Source organism: Streptomyces sp. CS113 (assembly GCF_002188365.1).
Classification (GTDB): Bacteria; Actinomycetota; Actinomycetes; order Streptomycetales; family Streptomycetaceae; genus Streptomyces; species Streptomyces tendae.
Map to the genome: position 1 here is coordinate 6,629,851 of NZ_KZ195574.1, position 20,345 is coordinate 6,650,195.

Here is a 20,345-nt window from a genome sequence, read left to right on the forward strand (position 1 = left end):
TCTTTCTCATGCTTCTCAGCGCCCGTTCATCGGCGCCGTCCTCACTCCGCGAGGTGCAGGACGACCTCGTCGATCTCCTCGCCGCGGGCCGGCGCGAACCCCCGCGCCCGCGCGCTGGTCACGAAGCCGCACTTCTCCAGCACGCGCCGCGATCCCGTGTTGTCGGCCGCGGCGCGCGCGTACAGCGGGCGGTCCGGCACCTCGGTGAGCAGCGCCCGCAGCGCGGCCGTCGCCACGCCCTGCCCCCAGTACGCCCGGTCGACCCAGTACGTGACCTCGCGTTCGCCCGGCTCCCCGTACACCGCCGTGCTGCCGAGGACGTCACCGTCGCCGAGGATGGTCCGCACGACGTCGCGGGAGGCGCGGATCTTCGCCCAGTGGGCCGCGAACGCCTCCCAGTCGGCAGGGTCCCTCGGGATGAAGGCCGCCATGCGCAGGGCCTCCGGATCGTTCATCTGCCGGAAGAAGACGGGCAGATCGCTGTCGTGAACCTCGCGCAGTGCGATGTGCATGGATCAGAGCCTACGCGTGGCCAGCGTCAGCCGGTCCCGCGCGTCGAACAACGCGTCCTTCACCATCTGCTCGTGCGCGGGGGTCAGCCGTGCCACCGGCACCGAGCAGCTGATCGCGTCCCGCGCGGGGGTGCGGTAGGGGACGGCCACGCCGAAGCAGCGCAGTCCCAGCGTGTTCTCCTCGCGGTCCACGGCGAAGCCCTGCTCCCGCACCAGGTGCAGCTCCTCGATGAGCTTCTCCCGGTCGGTGATGGTGTGTTCGGTCAGCGCCGGGAGCGTCTCCGGGAGCAGCTTGCGGACCTGCTCGTCGCTGTACGTGCTCAGCAGCGCCTTGCCCAGCGAGGTCGAGTGCGCGGGCAGCCTGCGGCCGACCCGGGTGAACGGCCGCAGGTAGTGCTGGGACTGGCGGGTGGCCAGGTAGACCACGTTGGTGCCGTCCAGGCGGGCGAGGTGGATGGTCTCCGTGGTGTCGTCGGAGAGCCGGTCCAGCGTCGGCCGCGCCGCCGCGACCACCTCGTCGCCGTCGATGTACGAGGTGCCGACCAGCAGCGCGCGCACCCCGATGCCGTACCGGGTGCCGGTGGCGTCCGTCTCCACCCAGCCCAGCTCCACCAGCGTGCGCAGCAGCATGTACAGACTGGACTTGGGGTAGCCGACAGCCTCCTGGACCGACGCGAGGGAGTGCATTCCGGGGCGTCCGGCGAAGTACTCCAGCAGCTCAACCGTCCGCACCGCGGACTTGACCTGCGCTCCGCCCCCCGTCTCGACAGCCGACATCGCCCTGACCCCTTCGTTCGACGAGAAGCTGAAGATATAGTCTCGAACAGCATATTCATCAGTAGAGACAGCGTTCAGTATATCGAACGACATCTGGGAAGAGCACGTGGAGGGACCCGCGGTGGCAGCAGCACCAGTCTGGAGTGTCGACCCCCGTACCGGGAAGCAGCGTGAGCAGGTCGCGGTGGAAGCCACGGCCCAGGAGGTGGACGCCGCCGTCCGTGCCGCGCACGCCGCCCGGGAGGCCCTCGCCGACCGCACCGTGCGCGCGGCCTTCCTGCGCGGCGCCGCCGACGAGCTGAAGGCGGCCGAGAACACCCTCGTCGAGGTGGCCGACGCGGAGACCGCGCTCGGCCCGGTCCGGCTCACCGGCGAACTCGCCCGTACCTGCTACCAGCTGCGGGCCTTCGCCGACATCGTCGACGAGGGCGAGTTCCTCGGGGTGGTCGTCAACCACCCCGACGACACCGCCACCCCGCCCATCCCCGACCTGCGCCGCTACAAGGTGCCGCTCGGCGTGGTCGCCGTCTACTCGGCCTCCAACTTCCCCTTCGCCTTCTCCGTCCCCGGTGGCGACACCGCCAGCGCCCTCGCGGCCGGCTGCCCGGTCGTCGTCAAGGCGCACCCCGACCACCCGGCCCTGTCCGAGCTGGTCGCCAAGGTGCTGCGCCGGGCCGCGGCCCGCCACGGCATCCCGGACGGGGTCCTCGGCCTGGTGCACGGCTTCGAGGCGGGCGTCGAGCTGATCAAGCACCCGCTGGTCGCCGCGGCGGGCTTCACCGGGTCGATCCGCGGTGGCCGCGCGCTGTTCGACGCGGCGGCCGCGCGTCCGGTGCCGATCCCGTTCCACGGCGAACTGGGCTCGCTGAACCCGGTCGTCGTCACTCAGGCGGCGGCCGTGGAGCGGGCGGAGGCGATCGGCGCGGGCCTGGCCGGTTCGATGACGCTGGGCGTCGGCCAGTTCTGCGTCAAGCCCGGTCTGGTCCTCGTACCGGCCGGCGACGCCGGTGACGGCCTGGTCAAGTCGCTCACCGACGCGGTCAGCGCCACCGACGCCGGTGTGCTCCTCGACCACCGCATGCGGGACAACTTCGTCGCGGGCGTCGCCGAGCGCGCCGCGCTGCCCGACGTGGACTCCCCGGTGACGCCCGGCTCGGGCGGCGAGCACACCGTCAGCCCCGGGTTCCTCACGGTGCCGGCGGCGCGGCTGGCGGCGGAGGGCGAGCACGACCTGCTCCTGGAGGAGTGCTTCGGGCCGGTCACCGTGGTGGCCCGCTACGAGGACGAGGGGGAGGTGCGGGGGGTGCTGTCGCGGCTGCCGGGGAACCTCACGGCGACGGTGCAGCTCTCTGCCGAGGAAGTGGCGGGAGAGGGCGCCGGGGCGGCTCTCCTCGCGGAGGTGACGCCGTTGGCGGGGCGGGTCCTGGTCAACGGCTGGCCCACGGGGGTTGCCGTGGCGGCGGCTCAGCAGCACGGGGGGCCGTACCCGGCGACCACGTCGACGTCCACGTCGGTGGGGGGTACGGCCATCGAGCGGTGGCTGCGGCCGGTGGCGTATCAGGGGGTGCCGGAGGCGCTGCTTCCTGTGGAGCTGCGGGATGACAATCCGCTGGGGCTGCCGAGGCGGTTCAACGGGGTTCTCGAGCGGTAGGGATTCGCGGGTGCGCCGTAGGGGTGCGGTTGTTCGGCGGGTGCTGCGCCGTCGTGGCCGGTCGCGCCCACGCGGCGGAGCCGCACATCGATACAGTCCCGCGCCCCTTAAAAGCGTTCACTGAGCCTGCGATGATCAGTGCATGACTCTTCAGCTTCCCGAACTGCCGTTCGCCCTCCGCCCGTACGGGCCCGACGGTCGTTGGTCCTACGCCGACGGTGTGCTCACCGGGGTCGCCGGGGCCCGGCAGGACCGGTTCGTGCCGCCCACCGGGGAGTCGCTGGAGTCCGTGTCCGACGCGCCGCGGTTGCTCGGGGCGCCGGACGGGGACTTCCAGCTGATCGCGCGGGTGTCCGTCGGGTTCCGGGGGGCCTTCGACGCCGGGGTGCTCTACGTGCACGTGGGGGAGCGGGCCTGGGCCAAGCTGTGTCTGGAGTACTCGCCCGACGTGCCCACCGTCTGCACGGTGGTCACCCGCGGGCACTCCGACGACTGCAACTCCTTCACCGTGGACGGGGACTCCGTCTGGTTCCGGGTCAGCCGGACCGGACGGGCCTTCGCCTTCCACGCCTCGCTCGACGGGAAGCGCTGGACCTTCGTACGGCTCTTCACCCTGGGAGACGAGGAGGAGACCGGCGCGGCCCTCGTCGGCTTCCTGGCGCAGGCGCCGACGGGGGAGGGCTGCACCGTGACGTACGACCACCTGGAGTTCCGGCCGGCCTGGCCGGCGGACCTGCGGGACGGCAGCTGAGCGCGGGCGGGAATGAGATCCGCTGCTTGAACGTTCACGTACGGGGCGGAGAGGGCCTCCGCCGCCGTACGACCTGGAGAAGAGCCGAGACATGCGCGTCGAGATCTGGAGCGACATCGCCTGCCCCTGGTGCTACGTGGGCAAGGCCCGCTTCGAGAAGGCGCTCGCGGCCTTCCCGCACCGGGACGGGGTCGAGGTGGTCCACCGCTCCTTCGAGCTGGACCCCGGACGGGCCAAGGACGACGTACAGCCGGTGCTGACGATGCTCACCGCCAAGTACGGCATGAGCCAGGAGCAGGCGCAGGCCGGTGAGGACAACCTCGGCGCGCAGGCCGCCGCCGAGGGCCTGGACTACCGCACCCGGGACCGCGACCACGGCAGCACCTTCGACATGCACCGCCTGCTGCACCTGGCCAAGGAGCGGGGGCGGCACGATGCCCTGCTGGACGCGTTCTACCGGGGCAACTTCGCCGACGAGCGCTCCGTGTTCAACGACGACGCGCGGCTCGTGGAGCTGGCCGCCGGTGCCGGGCTCGACGCCGAGGAGGTCCGTGCGGTGCTCGCCGACCCCGACGCCTACGCCGAGGCGGTGCGCGCCGACGAGCGGGAGGCCGCCCAGCTCGGGGCCACCGGGGTGCCGTTCTTCGTGCTCGACCGCGCCTACGGCGTCTCGGGCGCCCAGCCCGCCGAGGTCTTCACCCAGGCACTGACCCAGGCCTGGGGCGAGCGCACGCCGCTGAAGCTGATCGACGACGGCGGCGCCGAGGCCTGCGGCCCGGACGGATGCGCGGTCCCCGGCAACTGAAGCGGCAGGCCGGGGCGGACGCATAAGCGGCCCTTGGGGGTACCGCGTAGAAATACGCGATGGACGGGGAGGTCACGGGGCCGCACAGTGGTGCCATGGAGAGCTTCGAGAACCTCGTCCCTACCGAGTTCGCCCCGAAGACCACGTACCTGAACACCGCCAGCACCGGCCTGCTGCCCGCCCGGACCCTCGTGGCCATGCGCGACGCGGCGGCCTCCGCCGCGGCGGGGCAGCCACTCGACATGTTCGCCGACGTCGAGGCGTCCCGGGCCGCGTACGCCCGTCTCGTGGGAGTGCCCGCCACCCGGGTCGCGGCCGGCGCGTCCGTCGCCACGTTCAGCGGGCTCGTCGCGGCGTCGCTGCCCCCGGGCGCCGAAGTCCTCACCGCGGAGGCCGACTTCAGCTCCCTGGTGAACCCGCTGTACACGCGCGGCGACCTGAAGGTGCGCAGCGTGCCGCTGGAACGGCTGGCCGAGTCGGTGGGTCCCGACACCGCGCTCGTCGCGGTCAGTTCCGTGCAGTCCGCCGACGGGCGGCTCGCCGACCTCGCCGCGCTGCGGGACGCCGCCCGGGCGCACGGGGCGCGGACGCTGATCGACGCCTCGCAGTCGAACGGGTGGCTGCCGCTGGCGGCCGGCGACTTCGACTTCGTGGCCGCCGTCGCCTACAAGTGGGTGCTGTGCCCGCGCGGCGTCGCCTTCCTCGTCGTACCGGAGGACCTCGGGGCGGCGGCCGGGCTGACACCGCTGTTCGCCGGGTGGGCCTCCGGCGAGCACCCCTGGGACAGCTGCTACGGCCCCGTCGAGGAACTCGCGCACTCCGCCCGGCGGTTCGACGAGAGCCCCGCCCTGTTCTCCTACACCGGCGCCCGGCACTCCCTGGCCCTGATCGAGGAACTGGGCGTCGACGCGGTGCACGCCCACGACACCGGGCTCGCCGACCGGTTCCGGGCGGGGGTGCGCTCGCTGGGCCACGAGCCGGTGGCCGCGCCGGGCTCCGCGATCGTGTCCGTGCCGGGACTCGGACACCGGCAGGGCGAGCTGGGCGGGGCGGGCGTCCAGGTCTCGGACCGGGCGGGCAACCTGCGGGCCGCCTTCCACGTGTACAACACCGCGGTCGACGTGGACCGGCTGCTCGACGTGCTGGCGGGCTGACCCGGCAGGTCCGGCGGGTCCGGCAGGTCCGGCGAGTCCGGCAGCTCCGGCCGGTCCGGGAAGAAATATCGGGCAGGGGCCTCCCGTCCCACACGAGAAGGCCCCTGCCCGAGTCTCAGACGCGGGTCACTTCACCGGGGTGAAGTCCCGCGCGCCGATGAAGTCCGGCCGTCGGATCGGCGCCGCGAACGGCTCCACGGCCGTGTTCTCCACACTGTTGAACACGATGAACACGTTGCTGCGCGGGAACGGCGTGATGTTGTCGCCCGACCCGTGCATGCAGTTGCAGTCGAACCAGGTCGCCGAGCCGGCCTTGCCGGTGAACAGCTTGATGCCGTACTCGGAGGCCATCTTGGTCAGCGCCTCGTCGGACGGCGTCCCCGCGTCCTGCATTTGCAGGGACTTCTTGTAGTTGTCCTTCGGCGTGGCCCCCGCGCACCCGAGGAACGTCTTGTGCGACCCCGGCATGATCATCAGACCGCCGTTGGTGTCGTAGTTCTCGGTGAGCGCGATCGAGACCGAGATCGTGCGCATGTTGGGCAGGCCGTCCTCGGCGTGCCAGGTCTCGAAGTCCGAGTGCCAGTAGAAGCCGCTGGCCCCGAAGCCCGGCTTGACGTTGATCCGCGACTGGTGGACGTAGACGTCCGAGCCGAGGATCTGCCGCGCCCGCCCGACCACGCGCTCGTCGCGCACCAGCTTGGCGAAGACCTCACTGATCTTGTGCACCTCGAAGACCGACCGGATCTCCTTGGACTGCGGCTCCACGATCGAGCGCTCGTCCGCGCGGATGGCCGGGTCCGTGGTGAGCCGCTCCAGCTCCCGCTGGTACTCGGCGACCTCGTCCGGCGCGATCAGCTGGTCGATGGCGAGGAAGCCGTCGCGCTCCAGCGACTGGAGGTCACCCGCCGGGACCGGGCCGGGCGTGTCCGGGGAGCCCCAGACCACCGGGTCCTGCCGGGGAGTCGCCACCTCGGTGGCGCCGCGGGTGGGATAGAGATCGGTGACGTTCGTGGTCGTGGTCACGGTGACTCACACCTCCTCGGTGAGCAGCGGGTAGACGCCGTTCTCGTCGTGATCCTCCCGTCCGGTGACGGGCGGGTTGAAGACACAGATGCAGTGGAAGTCCTCCTTGACCTTGAGCGTGTGCCGCTCGTGGCCGTTGAGGAGGTACATCGTGCCCGGCGTGATGTGGTACGTCTTCCCCGTCTCGCGGTCGGTCAACTCGGCGTCGCCCTTGGTGCAGACGACGGCCTCGATGTGGTTGGCGTACCACATCGACGTCTCCGTACCCGCGTACAGGATCGTCTCGTGCAGGGAGAAGCCGACCTTCTCCTTGGCGAGGACGATCCGGGTGCTTTCCCAGGTGCCGGACGCGCTCTTCACGTGCCGGTCGGTGCCTTCGAACTCCTTGAACGAACGGACGATCACGGTGTTGCGATGCCTCCTAGGTGAAGGGTGTGCAAGGGGCCCCGGCGTCTTCGGCCTCGCGGGCCGAAGACGCCGGGAGTCATGGGGTGGGTGCCCGACGGCCAAGCCGTCAGACGGTCACGAGGACGGTCACGCGGTCTCGCGCACGGCCCGGGCCAGGGTCTTCATGCCCTCGTCCAGCTCGTCGGGCGTGATGGTGAGCGCGGGCAGCAGCTTGACGACCTCGCTCTCGGGGCCGGAGGTCTCGATGAGCAGCCCCAGCTCGAAGGCGCGCTTCGCGACCCGGTTCGCGCGGCCCTTGTCGTGGAACTCCAGGCCCCAGACCAGGCCGCGGCCGCGGTACTCCTTGACGTCGGCGAGGTTCTCCTCGGTGATGGCGATCATGTGCTGCTCGACCTGCTCGCCGCGCTTGCGGGTCTGCTTCTCCATCGCCGACCCGTCGGCCCAGTAGGCCTCCAGCGTGGCGGTCGCCGTGACGAAGGCCGGGTTGTTGCCGCGGAAGGTGCCGTTGTGCTCGCCCGGCTCCCACACGTCCAGCTCCGGCTTGAACAGGGTCAGCGCCATCGGCAGGCCGTAGCCGCTGATCGACTTGGAGACGGTGACGATGTCCGGCGTGATGCCCGCCTCCTCGAAGGAGAAGAAGGCGCCGGTGCGGCCGCAGCCCATCTGGATGTCGTCGACGATGAGCAGCATGTCCTGGCGTTCGCACAGGGCGGCCAGGGCGCGCAGCCACTCGGCGCGGGCGACGTTGATGCCGCCCTCGCCCTGCACCGTCTCGACGATCACGGCGGCCGGCTTGTTCAGGCCGGAGCCCTGGTCCTCGAGGAGCCGCTCGAACCAGATGAAGTCCTCGACGGTGCCGTCGAAGTAGTTGTCGAACGGCATGGGCGTGCCGTGCACCAGCGGGATGCCGGCACCGGCCCGCTTGAAGGCGTTGCCGGTCACCGCGAGGGAGCCGAGCGACATGCCGTGGAAGGCGTTGGTGAACGACACGATCGACTCGCGCCCCTTCACCTTGCGCGCCAGCTTCAGCGCGGACTCGACGGCGTTGGTGCCCGTCGGGCCCGGGAACATGACCTTGTACGGCAGGTCGCGGGGGCGCAGGATCGTGTTCTGGAACGTCTCCAGGAAGCGGCGCTTGGCGGTGGTCGACATGTCGAGCCCGTGCGTGACGCCGTCCCGCTCCAGGTAGTCGATCAGCGCGCGTTTCAGCACGGCGTTGTTGTGCCCGTAGTTGAGCGAACCCGCTCCGGCGAAGAAGTCGAGGTACTCGTGGCCGTCCTCGTCGTACATGCGGCTGCCGACCGCACGGTCGAAGATGGTGGGCCAGCCGCGGCAGTAGCTGCGCACCTCGGACTCGACGGTCTCGAAGACGCTGAGGTCGGGCTGGGTGATGGTCACGACGAATCGCTCCTCGTGGGGTGAGGTGGGAGAGGAAGGTCGTACGGATCCGGGGACCGGTGCGGTCCGCCGGGAAGTCTGGGGGCCGGACTGGCGCGGGGTGCCGGGCCGTCCGGACGGCCGGGTCAGCCGGTGGCGGACAGGGGGCCTATGCGGTACAGCACCTCGGGCTCGTGCGGCCCGTCGGGGAACACCGCCGTGTCGAACAGGACTTCGCGCTCAAGCCGGGCGCCGCGGCGCTCGGCGAACGAGGTGAACAGTCGTTGGGACGCCGTGTTGTCGGGGGAGATCGTCGTCTCCAAGACGGTGATCCCGCGTTCGTGGACCACCCGGGCCGCCAGTCCGTCCAGGAGCGTGGCCGCGAGCCCACGACCACGGTACGTCCGGTCCACCGCCACCTGCCACACGAGCAGGGTGTCGGGGCTGTCGGGCCGTACGTAGCCGGTGACGAAGCCGACCGGCACGCCGTGCCCGTCGCGCACGACGGCCGACGTGGCGGCGAAGTCCCGGCACCAGAGCAGATAGCTGTAGGAGGAGTTGAGGTCGAGGACCTTGGAATCCCTCGCTATCCGCCACAGGGCGGCACCGTCGGCCACTCTCGGACGATCGATTTGCAGGTCTGCTTGCGCGGCAGTCATGCAAATTGAATTTACCCAGCGAAATTCGAAATTGCATCGCCGGATGGGGTTACGAATGGGCGCCCCGTGTGCTATCACGCGGGCGCGTGCCACCGCGCGAGACGGCGGCGTTATGTGGGGGTTTGACGGGGATGTAAGCCGCAAAGCGGGCAGCATGTGGATCGGGTCACAATCGCGTAACCCGTGCGAGACGTGTCCGAAATGTGAAGATCGGTAGTCGTTAAATCTTTGTGTTTAGGTCCGGGGAAAGCGGGCAGAAGAATACGGGAAGCTGCGCTGAGTGAAATTCATGAATTCTGCTTGTGCGAGCATCCGGAATTCCCTCCGATTCATCCTTCCGAAAGGCCGGGTCCGGTCGGCCGCCCCCACGTCTCCTCGACCGCCCGCCGGGCGGCGTCCGGGTCGGCCTTCACGCCCCGCTCGGCCAGCGCGGCACCCAGTGCCGTCAGGCAGGACAGCACGACCCCGCGCGTCGCGTCCGGGCCGTAGTGGTTGACCCGGATCATCTCGCCCGCCAGCGCGCCGCCGCCCGCGGCCAGCGGCAGCGCGGGATCGGACTCCAGGGCACGGGCCACCAGCGCGGACGCGTCGACGTCCGACGGCGTGCGCAGCGTCGTCGCGACCGGCGCCGCGTCCCGCGCCTCGTACACGTACGGCTCGACGCCGCCCAGCGCGAGCGCGCCGGCCCGGGTGGCCGCCGCGGCGGACGCGTGCTGCGCCATCACCGTCTCGGGATCCTCCGCCTCGATGCGCTCGACACAGGCCTCCAGCGCGAGCATCTCCAACTGCGCCGGCGCGTGCAGCAGCGCCTTGCGCCCGCCGTCGATCCAGCGCTCCTTCCAGTCCAGGAGCGACAGGTACGACCGCCGCGGGGCGTTCGGGTTCGCCGCCATCCGCGCCCAGGCCCGCTCGCTCACCGACACCGCCGAGACCCCGGCCGGGCCGCCCATCGCCTTCTGCGCGCCGATCACGCACAGGTCCACGCCCCACGCGTCCGGCAGCACCGGCTCGGCGCCCACGGAGGCCACCGCGTCCAGGTAGAACAGCGCCCCGTGCGCCCGCACCACCTCGCCGACCTCCGCGACCGGGTTGGTGTTGCCGGTCGCCGCCTCGGCGTGCACGAGGGACACGAAGTCGGTCTCCGGGTGCTCGGCGAGGGCCCGGCGGACCTGCTCGGCGGAGACCGCCGTGTGGAACGGCACGGCGAGGTCGTGCACGGTCGCGCCGCAGTCGCGCAGCCAGTTCCCGAAGGTCTGCCCGTAGGGCCCCGTGACGATGTTCAGCGCGACGGTGCCGGGACCCGCGGCGGCGCGGATCGCGCCCTCCAGGGGCAGCAGCGCCTCGCCCTGCATGACGACCACGTCCTGTCCGGTGCCGAGCAGGCGCGCGACCCGGTCCTCGATCGCGGCGAAACGTGCGGCGCTCAGCGGGGGGAGGTCCAGGAAGGGGTGGGTCACGGCGGTGCTCTCTTCGGTAACGGCGGGTGTGCGGCGGGTACGCCGGGTACGGACGCGCGTACGTCGCGTACGTCGCGTACGGAGTCGAGAGTAACCATGGCGCCCGCCGGCACTCGCGCCGGAGGGCTTCCGTTGCGACACCCCCACGCCCGGAATCGTGGCTTCCGTCACAGCCGGAGAGGTCGCCGCCTGATGGACTGGCCCCGTGTTCCTGGTACTCCTGCTGGTCGTCGTGGTCGCCGTGGTGACGGCCGTCGGTCTGACCGGGCACGGCGCGAGCGTCCTCGCCGCCCGCCGTGCCCGGGGTCCGGGCGCCGGACCCGCACCGCGCGCCCTGGCCGCCTTCGCCGGTGCCGCCGCCGTCGCGGTGTACGCCTGGGGGCTGCTGCACGTGACCGGCGCCGTCATGGAGTCGAACGGCGGCGCCGGCTCCGCACCCGCGCCGCCCTGCCGCACCCCCGGGAACGAGGAACGCGCCCTCCACGTCATCGACCAGTCGGTCTCCTTCCTGCCCCTGGGCTTCGTCTGCGAGACCACCGACGGCGGCGCGTACACCAGCGACGACGTCCCCGGCTACGTCAACCCCGGCGCCGCGGCCCTGGCCCTGACCGCCGTCGCGAGCGCCGTCGCGGCCGGGCGCGCGGCCGGGCCGCGCACCCGCGCGGCAGCGCGCGACGACCGCCGGTGACCGGCCCCGGACGGGGGTGCGGGCACCGTTTAGGGTGCGGGGCATGAGCGATCGCGCGGTGCTGCACGTGAAGGGTCGGGTGCTCGTCGGACCGGAGGAGGTCCGGGACGAGGTGTGGGTGATCGACGGCCGGATCTCGTACGACCGCCCCACCGGCGCGGCCGACGTCCGCACCGTCGAGGGCTGGGCGCTGCCCGGCCTGGTCGACGCGCACTGCCACGTCGGCCTGGACCAGCACGGCGCGGTCCCCGAGGACGTCGCCGAGAAGCAGGCGCTGACCGACCGCGAGGCGGGCACCCTCCTGATCCGCGACGCCGGCTCGCCCTCCGACACCCGCTGGATCGACGACCGCGAGGACCTCCCGAAGATCATCCGGGCCGGGCGGCACATCGCCCGCACCCGCCGCTACATCCGCAACTACGCCTGGGAGGTCGAACCCGAGGACCTCGTCGCGTACGTCGCCCAGGAAGCCCGGCGCGGCGACGGCTGGGTGAAGCTGGTCGGCGACTGGATCGACCGCGACCTGGGCGACCTGTCGGCCTGCTGGCCGCGCGGCGCGGTCGAGGCGGCCATCGCGGAGGCCCACCGCCTCGGCGCCCGCGTCACGGCGCACTGCTTCGCCGAGGACTCCCTGCGCGACCTGGTCGAGGCCGGGATCGACTGCGTCGAGCACGCCACGGGGCTCACGGACGACACGATCCCCCTGTTCGCCGAACGCGGCGTCGCCATCGTGCCCACGCTGGTCAACATCGCCACCTTCCCCGCGCTGGCCGACGGCGGAGAGCGGCGCTTCCCGCGCTGGTCGGCCCATATGCGCCGGCTGCACGAACGCCGCTACGACACCGTGCGCGACGCCTACGACGCCGGAATCCCGGTCTTCGTCGGCACCGACGCGGGCGGTGCCCTCGCCCACGGACTGGCCGGGGCCGAGGTCGCGGAGCTGGTCACCGCGGGCATCCCGCCCGTCGAGGCCCTCGCCGCGACGACCTGGGCCGCCCGGCGCTGGCTCGGCCGGCCGGGCCTGGAGGAGGGCGCACCGGCGGACCTGGTGGTGTACGAACAGGACCCGCGCGCGGACGTGCGCGTGCTCACCGCTCCGCGCCGGGTGGTGCTGAACGGGCGGGTCGTCGGTTAGCCGACAGGAGTGACGCCGGGGAACACCCGTGCCGGGCGGTGCGACGAAGGTTCGAATAGATCCGCCAAAACCGCACGAAGGGGTGAAGTGCCCCCGGTTCGCTGACGGTTCGGCGGACGCGGGGACATTCTGTCCGGGTCCCAAGCACGTCGCTCATGCGTGCCCCGCACGCATGTCTCACTGGGGGTCCCACCACCTTGAACGGCAACACCTTCCGCATGCCCGCACGCCGTCTCGCCACCGTCGCGGCGGCCACGGCCCTGGCCGCCGGCCCCGCGACGCTGGCCGGCGCGGGATCCGCCCACGCGACCGGCGACCACGGCCGCGCGAGCGCCACCGTGCTGCGCACCGGGCTCGACGTCTCCCTGCTCAACAAGACCGTGAACGTCCCGCTCTCGGTCGCCCTCAACGAGGTGCGGGCCCCCGGGAACGCCGAGAAGACCGCGCTCACCGCCCGACTGGACGGCGTCGACGGCGGCAAGCCCTTCAGCGTCCTGCGCGCCGACGTCGCCGAGGCAAAGGCGACGGCCACCGCCGAGAAGAGCGAGGGCACCACCACGCTGGCCCGCGCCAGGCTCCACGTCCCCGGTCTGCCGCTGCTGTCGGTGGTCGAGGTCCAGGAGGTCACCTCCACGGCGACCTGCGAGGCCGGGAAGCAGCCGGTCGCCGACGCCAACCTGCTGGGTCCGGTGACGGTCCTCGGCAAGAAGGTCACGCTCACCACCGGCGGCACGACGGACGTGAAGGTGCCCGGCGTCGGCGAGGTCCGGCTCGACCTCTCCAAGGAGGAGACCACCTCCCGCACGGCCGCCGCCACCGCGCTCGAACTCAGGGTCTCCGTCAACCCCGGCGATCTGAACGTCGCCGAGGTCGACGGCACCGTCACCCTCGCCGAGGCGACCTGCGAATCCCCGGCCGCCCCGGCGGACGAGGCCGGACAGCCTCCCGCCAAGGCCGACGAGCCCCCGGCCGAGCAGGACGCCGACCCGGCCGCCGAACCCGCCGCCGACGTACGGGCGCAGGGCGCCCGCACCGAGCCGGACCTGGCCGAGACCGGCGGCAGCTCCGCGACCCCGTACGTCGCCGCCGGTGCCGCGGCCCTGGTCCTGGCGGGCGGCGGCGCGCTGGTCCTGGCGAGGCGCAGGCGCGGCTGACGCGCGGCCGACACGGTGGGGAGGCGGAACTGGCCGAGGCCGTACGTGCGCACGCACCGGTACGCCTCAGGCCGGTTCCGCCTACGCCGTCGCGGTCTTCACTGCCTCCGCCCGCGCTGTCATCTCCGCCTCCGCCTGCGCCGGTTCCGCTTCCCCCGCCGTCATCGCCACCGCCCGCTCCAGCGCGCGCAGGAAGCCCTCCGTCGTCGTCCGGTCCCGTACCGCCAGGCGCAGCCACCCCTCGCCCAGCCCCGGGAACGTGTCCCCGCGCCGGACGGCGTACCCCAGGGCGCGCAACCGGCGCCGTACGGCGGACGCGTGCGGGACGGCGACCAGGACGAAGGGGCCCTCGGCCGGTCCGGCGACCCGCACCCCGGCACCGGCGAACTCCGCCAGCCCGGCGACGAGTCGGTCCCGGTCGGCGGCGATGCGGTGGGCGGCGTGGGCGGCCTCCGCCAGCGCCCGCGGCGCCACGCACGCCTCGGCCGCCGCCAGCGCCGGTGTGGACACCGGCCACAGCGGCTGGGCGCGCGCCAGCTCGCCGACCGTCTCCGGGTCCGCCAGGACGTACCCGATGCGCAGCCCCGCAAGGCCCCACGTCTTGGTGAGGCTGCGCAGGACGACGAGCCCCGGCACGTCCGTCCGTCCGGCCAGCGCCTCCCGTTCGCCCGGCACCGCGTCCATGAACGCCTCGTCCACGACCAGCGTCCGCCCCGGCCGGGCCAGCGACGCGAGCACGTCCGCCGGGTGCAGCACCGAGGTCGGGTTCGTCGGATTGCCGACCACCACCAGGTCGGCGTCCTCGGGGACGGCGGCGGGGTCGAGCCGGAAACCGTCCGCCGCCCGCAGCAGCACCCGGCCGACCGTGTGCCCCGCGTCCCGCAGCGCCGCCTCGGGCTCGGTGAACTGCGGGTGTACCACGACCGGCCGGCGCACCTTCAGCGCCCGCGCCAGCAGCACGAACGCCTCCGCCGCCCCCGCCGTCAGCAGCACCCGCTCCACCGGCAGCCCGTGCCGCGCCGCCACCGCCGCCCGCGCGGCCCGCCCGTCCGGGTAGGCGGCGAGCGAGCCCAGTGAGGCGGCGACGTGCTCCCGCAGCCAGGCCGGGGGAGTGTCCGCGCGGACGTTCACCGCGAGGTCCACCAGCGCCGAACCGTCGTCGCGCACCTCGGCGTCCCCGTGGTGCCGCAGGTCCGGGCCGCCGGGCCCGCCCGTCCCGTACTCAGTGTGCGTGGGAGTGTGCGTGTCCATGCCCGTGATGGTGCCCGTGGTGGTGGTCGCCGTCGTCGTCGGGGTGGAAGTGCGGTTGCTGGGGCAGCCCCACCTTGTCCTCGAACCCCGGTAGCGCGATCCGGTACACGCAGCTGTCGCAGTTCATCCGCAGGTCGCCGCCGACCGCCTCCTCGTACCGCTCCCACACCAGGTCGAGCAGCTCCGGCTCCGGGCCGATGACGTCCGCCGACCGCACCTCGGTCTCCGGGTGCGCGGCCGCCCACTCCTCGGTCTGGTGCCGGACCCGGTCCGGGAGGATGCCGGTGAACAGGAAGTACGGCAGCACCACGACCCGCCGCGCCCCCAGCCGCACGCAGCGGTCCAGGCCGCCCGGCACGTCCGGCTTCGCCAGCGACACGAACGCCGTCTCCACCGCCGCGTATCCGCGTCCCTCCCACAGCAGCCGGGCCGCCTTGAACACCTCGGCGTTGGCGTCCGGGTCCGTGGACCCGCGGCCCACCAGCAGCACCGTCACCTCGGACGGGTCCCAGGACGGGTCGACCGCTTCCGCGAGGCGCCGTTCCAGTACCCGCAGCAGCGAGGGGTGCGGACCCAGCGGACGTCCATAGGTGTACGAGATGCCGGGGTGGCGCTCCTTCTCGCGGGACAGGGCCGCCGGGATGTCGCCCTTGGCGTGCCCGGCGGACACCAGCATCAGCGGCACCGCCGCGAACCGGCGCACACCGCGCTCGACCAGCTCGGCGACCGCGTCGCCCAGCGGCGGCGGGGACAGTTCGATGAAGCCGCCCGCGACGGGCAGTTCGGGGTGGCGTCGGCCCAGCTCGCGCACGAAGGCGCGGAACGCCTCGGCTCCGGCCTCGTCCCGGGTGCCGTGTCCGGCGATGAGCAGGGCGGGCGGGGTCGTCACAGGTTCTCCTCGGGTTTCTCGGATGCGGGTTTCTCGGATGCGGACGTTCCGGACCCGGAGGTCCGGGACGCGGCGGCGGGGGAGCGGCGGGTCGCCGGGTCCTCCTGCCAGCGGTAGCCGCGCGGCGTCACCATGCGCCCGGCGATCTCCCGGGTCGCGGTGTTGCCCACCGTCACGACGGTCATCATGTCGACGGTCGCCGGGTCGAGCGCGGCGAGCGTGGACAGGCGGCTCGACTCGTCGGCGCGCGACGCGTTGCGCACCACGCCCACCGGAGTCGTCGGCTCCCGGTGCTCCGCGAGGATCGCCAGCGCCTTCGGCAGCTGCCAGTCGCGGCCCCGGCTGCGCGGGTTGTAGAACGTCACGACCAGGTCCGCCTCGGCCGCCGCGCGCACCCGGCGCTCGATGACCCCCCACGGCGTGTGCAGGTCGGACAGGCTGATCGACACGTGGTCGTGGCCGAGCGGCGCGCCCAGGACCGCCCCGGCCGCCAGCGCCGCCGTCACGCCCGGCACCCCGACCACGTCGATGTCGTCGGACGCCTCCGCCAGCGCGGGCGAGGCCATGGCGTACACCCCGGCGTCCCCGCTGCCGATCAGCGCGACGGCGTGCCCGCGCCGGGCCTCCTCGACCGCGGTCCTGGCCCGTTCCTCCTCCGCGCCGAGCCCGGACTCCAGCACCCGGGTGCCGGGCCGCAGCAGGTCGCGGATCTGGTCGACGTACTGGTCGAGGCCGACCAGCACCGACGCCCGCCGCAGCTCCGCCCGCGCCCGCGGCGTCACCAGGTCCCGGGCACCGGGACCGAGCCCGACCACCGCGAGCCGTCCGCGCCCAGGACGCCGCACCACCGCACAGGTGGCCGTCGCGGGCACCGCCGCCGACTTCCGCTTGGGCACGAGGAGGTCGCCCCCGCGCACCAGCGCCGCCGCCTCCGCGACCGACGGGGTGCCCACGGCCGCGAGCGGGGCGTCCGAGGGGTTGGGGACCTCGACCCCGGCCAACTCGTCGGCCGGGTACGTCACCAGGGGCACGCCCAGGCGGCCGGCGGCCCCGACGATCCCGGGCTCCTCCGCCTTGGCGTCCACGGTGGCCAGCTCGGCGACCGACGCGGCGGACAGCCCCGCCTCGCGCAGGGCGTCCTCCACCAGGCCGAGCACCTCGTCCACCGGTGCGCCCCGGGAGGCGCCCACGCCGACGACCAGGGACGGCGGCCGCAGGACGACCTCGCCCTCGGCCGGTTCCACGGCACGGTCCGTCACCCGGACCGTGTACGCCCCGTCGGCCGCGACCGGCAGCGGCGGCAGCGGCCAGGCCACCTCCGCGCGCAGCGCCACCGGTTCGCCGTCCAGCAGGGCCCGGGACACCCCGGCGACGTCGCCCTCGACGGGCAGGCCCAGCGTGTCCAGACCGGCCAGCCCGACCGCGTCGGTCGCCGTCGTCACCACCGGCTGGGCACCCAGTACCTCGCCGACCGCGCGGGCGAGTTCGTTCGCGCCGCCCCCGTGCCCGCCGACCAGCGACACGGCGAACCGGCCGCCCTCGTCGACGCAGACCACACCCGGGTCGGTCCGCTTGTCGTCCAGCAGCGGTGCCACGAGCCGGACCACGGCACCGGTGGCCAGGAAGCACACCAGCCGGTCGCACTCGGCGAACGCGGACCGTACGGCGTCCCCGACGGGACCCGCGTACACCCGCGTGCGGTCCGGCCACGCCGCGGCCAGCCGGTCCCGCGCCGCCGCTCCCGCCGCCGTGGCGGAAATGAGGCCGATCAAGGGGCAACTCCTTCGGTACGGCCGTGCGGCCTGACGCCCCACAGCAGGAAGACGGGATGGGTGGCCGCGAGCCGGGTCACGTCCCCCGGCAGCGGCGCGAGCCGCGAGGACTGAAGCAGCACGCCGTCGCAGTCGAGACCGGCGTCGAGCAGCGCCTGACGAGCCGCGGGCACCCGGTCCAGCGCCGCCAGCGCGACGACCACGGCGCGCCGGGCCCGCCGCGCGCACGCGGCGACGATCGCGGGCAGGTCGCGCCCGCCACCGCCCACGAACACCGCGTCCGGCTCCTCGTCCAGGCCGGCCAGGACCGCGGGCGCCGCCCCGTGCACCACCCGCACGTCGACACCGTGCGCGGTGGCGTTGGCGCGGACCCGTGCGACCCCGTCCGGCGTCTTCTCGACGGCGGTGACGGCGGCACCCAGCCGCGCGCACTCCACGCCGACCGAGCCGGAGCCCGCGCCGACGTCCCACACCAGGTCACCGGGGCGCGGCCCGAGCCGGGCCAGCGCCAGCGCCCGCACCTCGAACTTGGTGATCATGGAGTCGCGGTGGGCGAACTCCGCCTCGTCCAGCGCCCACCCGGCGGGCCCCGGCCGCGGCCCGGCGACCGAGCGCACCGGTCCCAGCGCCCGCGCCGCGTCCAGGCACAGCACCACGCTCACCGCCGCCCCCCAGTCCCGGGCGGCGGCCTCGGCGGGCGTCACCCGCTCCACCCGCTCCTCGGCCGAGCCCAGCGCGGAGGCGACGACGAGCACCCGCCCGTCGGACCCGAGCGCGGCCCCCAGCTCCGCGGGACCGGCCCCGGGGCCGGTGAGTACGGCGACCTTGGGGTGCGCCCGGCACAGGTGCACCGCCGTCCCGAGGTCCCGCCCGTGCGCGCTCGCCACCACGGCGTCGTCCCACGGCAGCCCCACGCGTGCGAAGGCCGCGGCGACCGAGGAGACCCCGGGCCGCACGTCCAGCCGCTGCGGACCGAACCGCTCGGCCAGCGCCCGCACGATCCCGAAGAACCCCGGGTCGCCGGAGGCCAGCACGGTCACCGGCCGCTCCTCGGCGACGTACTCCGCGACCGTGTCCAGGGCGGGCGCCAGCGCCCCGAGGACGACCGTCCGGGCGCCCTCGGGCAGCCGTACGGCGTCCAGGTGCCGCCGCCCGCCGACGACCAGCTCCGCGCCGTCGGCCACGTCCTCGGGCAGCGGGGAACCGGTCCCCGTCCCGACCACCGTGATCACGTGCTCGCACCCCGCGAGCGCAGCTCCCGGCGCGCATCGGGATCGGCCTTGCGATAGCCGTGGAAGTGCCCCGGGTGGTAGAGGTGCGAGCGGGTGCCGTGCGCGTCGAGGGCCGGGCCGACCAGGAACAGGGTGTGCTTCCAGAGCTTGTGCTCCTTGACCGTCTCCTCCAGCGTCCCGATCGTGCACCGCACGACCAGCTCCTCCGGCCAGGTCGCCTGGTAGGCGACGACGACCGGCGTCTCGGTCGGATAGCCGCCCTCCAGCAGCTCCCGCACCAGCTGCCCGCTGCGGGCCGCCGACAGGAAGACCGCCATGGTCGTGCCGTGCTTGGCGAACTCGCGGACCTCCTCCCCGGGCGGCATCGGCGTCTTGCCCCCGCCGAGCCGGGTGAGGACCACCGACTGCGCGACCTCCGGAATGGTCAGCTCCCGCTGCGCGAGCGCGGCCACGGCCGAGAACGCGGAGACCCCGGGCACCACCTCGGTCGCCACGCCGATCTCCGCGCACCGGTCGAGCTGCTCCTGCGTGCCGCCCCACAGCGCCGGGTCGCCGGAATGGATCCGGGCCACCCGCAGACCCTCCTCCCGGGCCCGCCGGTACACGGCGACGACGTCCTCCAGCGACATCGTCGCCGAGTCCAGCACCTCGGCGCCCTCGCGCGCGTGCTGGAGCACCTCCGCCTGGACGAGGCTCGCCGCCCAGATCACCACGTCCGCCTCGGCGATGGCCCGCGCCGCACGGAACGTCAGCAGGTCGGCGGCGCCGGGACCGGCACCGACGAAGGTCACCTTGGCCTCGGAATCCATCGTTTTCGGTCCTCTCCTGTGCATCCTGCGCATATTTACTGCGGGTTGCTGCTGTCGTACGCGCCTGAACGCGACGTGATCGGATACCAAGGGCCCATGGCGGTCTTCGTCGCGCTCGGCGCGTTCCTGATGACGCTGGCCGGCGGCTGGACGGCACAGCGCGTGACCGACCGGCGCCACCTGGTCCTGGGCCTGGCCGGCGGCCTCATGCTCGGCGTGGTCGGCCTCGACCTGCTGCCGGAGGCGCTGGAGGCGGCGGGCGACGAGGTGTTCGGCGTGCCCGCGGCCCTGCTGCTCTTCGTCGCCGGATTCCTGCTCGCGCACCTGGTGGAACGCCTGCTGGCGGCCCGGCGCGCCGCCCACGGCGCCGACGAGCACGGCCACCGCTCGCCCGAGGTGGGCCTGACGGCCGCGGCCGCGATGGTGGGGCACAGCGCGATGGACGGCGTGGCGATCGGCGCGGCCTTCCAGGTCGGCGGCGGCATGGGCGCGGCGGTCGCGCTGGCCGTGATCGCCCACGACTTCGCGGACGGCTTCAACACCTACACATTGACCAGCCTGTACGGCAACGCCCGCCGCCGGGCCGTCGCCATGCTCGTCGCCGACGCGATCGCCCCCGTCGTCGGGGCGTCCTCCACCCTGCTGTTCACCATCCCGGAGGGTGCTCTCGGCGCCTATCTGGGCCTCTTCGGCGGTGTGCTCCTCTACCTCGCGGCGGCCGAGATCCTCCCCGAGGCCCACCACGAGCACCCCGCCCGCTCGACCCTGCTGTGCACGGTCGCGGGGGCGGCGTTCATCTGGCTGGTGGTGGGCATCGCCGAGTGAGCGCCGAGCACCGGGG

At 73.5% G+C, this 20,345-nt stretch carries 20 protein-coding genes; 8 read left to right on the forward strand and 12 right to left on the reverse strand.

The features are described 5' to 3' along the window. Positions 1-41: 41 nt before the first annotated feature. Together B9W62_RS29745 and B9W62_RS29750 are read right to left on the reverse strand one after the other, a co-directional pair. Entirely contained in the window at positions 42-512 is a 471-nt protein-coding gene (locus B9W62_RS29745; RefSeq protein WP_087810038.1) for a GNAT family N-acetyltransferase, read from the reverse strand. Positions 513-515: 3 nt separating this feature from the next. Next, on the reverse strand, positions 516-1,289 hold the full coding sequence (locus tag B9W62_RS29750; protein ID WP_087810039.1) for an IclR family transcriptional regulator: 774 nt from the start codon (positions 1,287-1,289) through the stop codon (positions 516-518). A 121-nt stretch (positions 1,290-1,410) separates the two neighbouring features. Between B9W62_RS29750 and B9W62_RS29755 the strand changes: the two genes are divergently transcribed. The 4 genes from B9W62_RS29755 to B9W62_RS29770 all read left to right on the forward strand — a co-directional run bounded on the left by B9W62_RS29755 (position 1,411) and on the right by B9W62_RS29770 (position 5,650). Further along, entirely contained in the window at positions 1,411-2,940 is a 1,530-nt protein-coding gene (locus B9W62_RS29755; RefSeq protein WP_087812165.1) for an aldehyde dehydrogenase (NADP(+)), read from the forward strand. Between the two features lie 142 nt (positions 2,941-3,082). Then, positions 3,083-3,691, forward strand: a complete 609-nt coding sequence (locus B9W62_RS29760; protein WP_087810040.1) for a DUF1349 domain-containing protein — start codon at positions 3,083-3,085, stop codon at positions 3,689-3,691. A 91-nt stretch (positions 3,692-3,782) separates the two neighbouring features. After that, positions 3,783-4,496 (forward strand): DsbA family oxidoreductase, encoded by a 714-nt coding sequence (locus tag B9W62_RS29765; RefSeq protein WP_087810041.1) that lies wholly within the window; start codon positions 3,783-3,785, stop codon positions 4,494-4,496. Positions 4,497-4,555: 59 nt separating this feature from the next. Continuing rightward, positions 4,556-5,650: an aminotransferase class V-fold PLP-dependent enzyme gene (locus B9W62_RS29770; RefSeq protein ID WP_087810042.1), complete on the forward strand. Its 1,095-nt coding sequence runs from the start codon at positions 4,556-4,558 to the stop codon at positions 5,648-5,650. 126 nt (positions 5,651-5,776) lie between these two features. Here the strand turns inward: B9W62_RS29770 and thpD are convergent, their stop codons facing one another. The 5 genes from thpD to B9W62_RS29795 form a co-directional block, all read right to left on the reverse strand. Beyond that, entirely contained in the window at positions 5,777-6,673 is an 897-nt protein-coding gene (gene thpD, locus B9W62_RS29775) for an ectoine hydroxylase (RefSeq protein ID WP_179235734.1), read from the reverse strand. Between the two features lie 6 nt (positions 6,674-6,679). Next, positions 6,680-7,078, reverse strand: coding sequence for an ectoine synthase (locus B9W62_RS29780; protein ID WP_030184764.1), 399 nt, complete (start codon positions 7,076-7,078; stop codon positions 6,680-6,682). A 129-nt stretch (positions 7,079-7,207) separates the two neighbouring features. Further along, a complete protein-coding gene (gene ectB, locus B9W62_RS29785) occupies positions 7,208-8,479 on the reverse strand; it encodes a diaminobutyrate--2-oxoglutarate transaminase (RefSeq protein ID WP_087810043.1) in 1,272 nt (423 codons plus the stop codon). Positions 8,480-8,604: 125 nt separating this feature from the next. After that, entirely contained in the window at positions 8,605-9,117 is a 513-nt protein-coding gene (ectA, locus tag B9W62_RS29790) for a diaminobutyrate acetyltransferase (protein ID WP_087810044.1), read from the reverse strand. 329 nt (positions 9,118-9,446) lie between these two features. Next, positions 9,447-10,574 carry a pyridoxal-phosphate-dependent aminotransferase family protein gene (locus tag B9W62_RS29795; RefSeq protein ID WP_087810045.1) on the reverse strand — a complete coding sequence of 376 codons (1,128 nt, stop codon included), beginning with the start codon at positions 10,572-10,574 and terminating at the stop codon, positions 9,447-9,449. 205 nt (positions 10,575-10,779) lie between these two features. Here B9W62_RS29795 and B9W62_RS29800 point away from each other — a divergent pair, with 205 nt between their 5' ends. The 3 genes from B9W62_RS29800 (at position 10,780) to B9W62_RS29810 (ending at position 13,551) form a co-directional block, all read left to right on the forward strand. Further along, a complete protein-coding gene (locus tag B9W62_RS29800; RefSeq protein WP_087810046.1) occupies positions 10,780-11,262 on the forward strand; it encodes a hypothetical protein in 483 nt (160 codons plus the stop codon). Between the two features lie 43 nt (positions 11,263-11,305). Then, positions 11,306-12,397, forward strand: coding sequence for an amidohydrolase family protein (locus B9W62_RS29805; protein ID WP_087810047.1), 1,092 nt, complete (start codon positions 11,306-11,308; stop codon positions 12,395-12,397). 197 nt (positions 12,398-12,594) lie between these two features. Next, entirely contained in the window at positions 12,595-13,551 is a 957-nt protein-coding gene (locus tag B9W62_RS29810; protein ID WP_179235735.1) for an SCO1860 family LAETG-anchored protein, read from the forward strand. Between the two features lie 81 nt (positions 13,552-13,632). On the opposite strand, the gene cobC is transcribed toward B9W62_RS29810, so the two are convergent. Genes cobC through cobM form a run of 5 tightly spaced genes read right to left on the reverse strand, consistent with a single transcriptional unit; the run spans position 13,633 to position 19,504 of the window. Continuing rightward, positions 13,633-14,802 (reverse strand): Rv2231c family histidinol phosphate aminotransferase CobC, encoded by a 1,170-nt coding sequence (gene cobC, locus B9W62_RS29815; RefSeq protein WP_087810049.1) that lies wholly within the window; start codon positions 14,800-14,802, stop codon positions 13,633-13,635. Further along, entirely contained in the window at positions 14,774-15,691 is a 918-nt protein-coding gene (locus B9W62_RS29820) for a sirohydrochlorin chelatase (protein ID WP_087810050.1), read from the reverse strand. Before B9W62_RS29820 ends, cobC begins: the two co-directional genes overlap by 29 nt. Continuing rightward, positions 15,688-17,463, reverse strand: coding sequence for a precorrin-3B C(17)-methyltransferase (gene cobJ / locus B9W62_RS29825; RefSeq protein ID WP_256976629.1), 1,776 nt, complete (start codon positions 17,461-17,463; stop codon positions 15,688-15,690). Before cobJ ends, B9W62_RS29820 begins: the two co-directional genes overlap by 4 nt. Beyond that, entirely contained in the window at positions 17,460-18,695 is a 1,236-nt protein-coding gene (cbiE, locus tag B9W62_RS29830; RefSeq protein WP_179235736.1) for a precorrin-6y C5,15-methyltransferase (decarboxylating) subunit CbiE, read from the reverse strand. The genes cobJ and cbiE overlap by 4 nt, the downstream gene beginning before the upstream one ends. Next, the gene (gene cobM, locus B9W62_RS29835) at positions 18,692-19,504 is read right to left on the reverse strand and encodes a precorrin-4 C(11)-methyltransferase (RefSeq protein WP_179235737.1); all 813 of its coding nucleotides are present in this window, start codon (positions 19,502-19,504) and stop codon (positions 18,692-18,694) included. Before cobM ends, cbiE begins: the two co-directional genes overlap by 4 nt. Before the next feature lie 96 nt (positions 19,505-19,600). On the opposite strand from cobM, the gene B9W62_RS29840 reads away from it, so the two are divergent. Continuing rightward, positions 19,601-20,329 carry a ZIP family metal transporter gene (locus tag B9W62_RS29840; protein WP_087810052.1) on the forward strand — a complete coding sequence of 243 codons (729 nt, stop codon included), beginning with the start codon at positions 19,601-19,603 and terminating at the stop codon, positions 20,327-20,329. Positions 20,330-20,345: the final 16 nt, after the last annotated feature.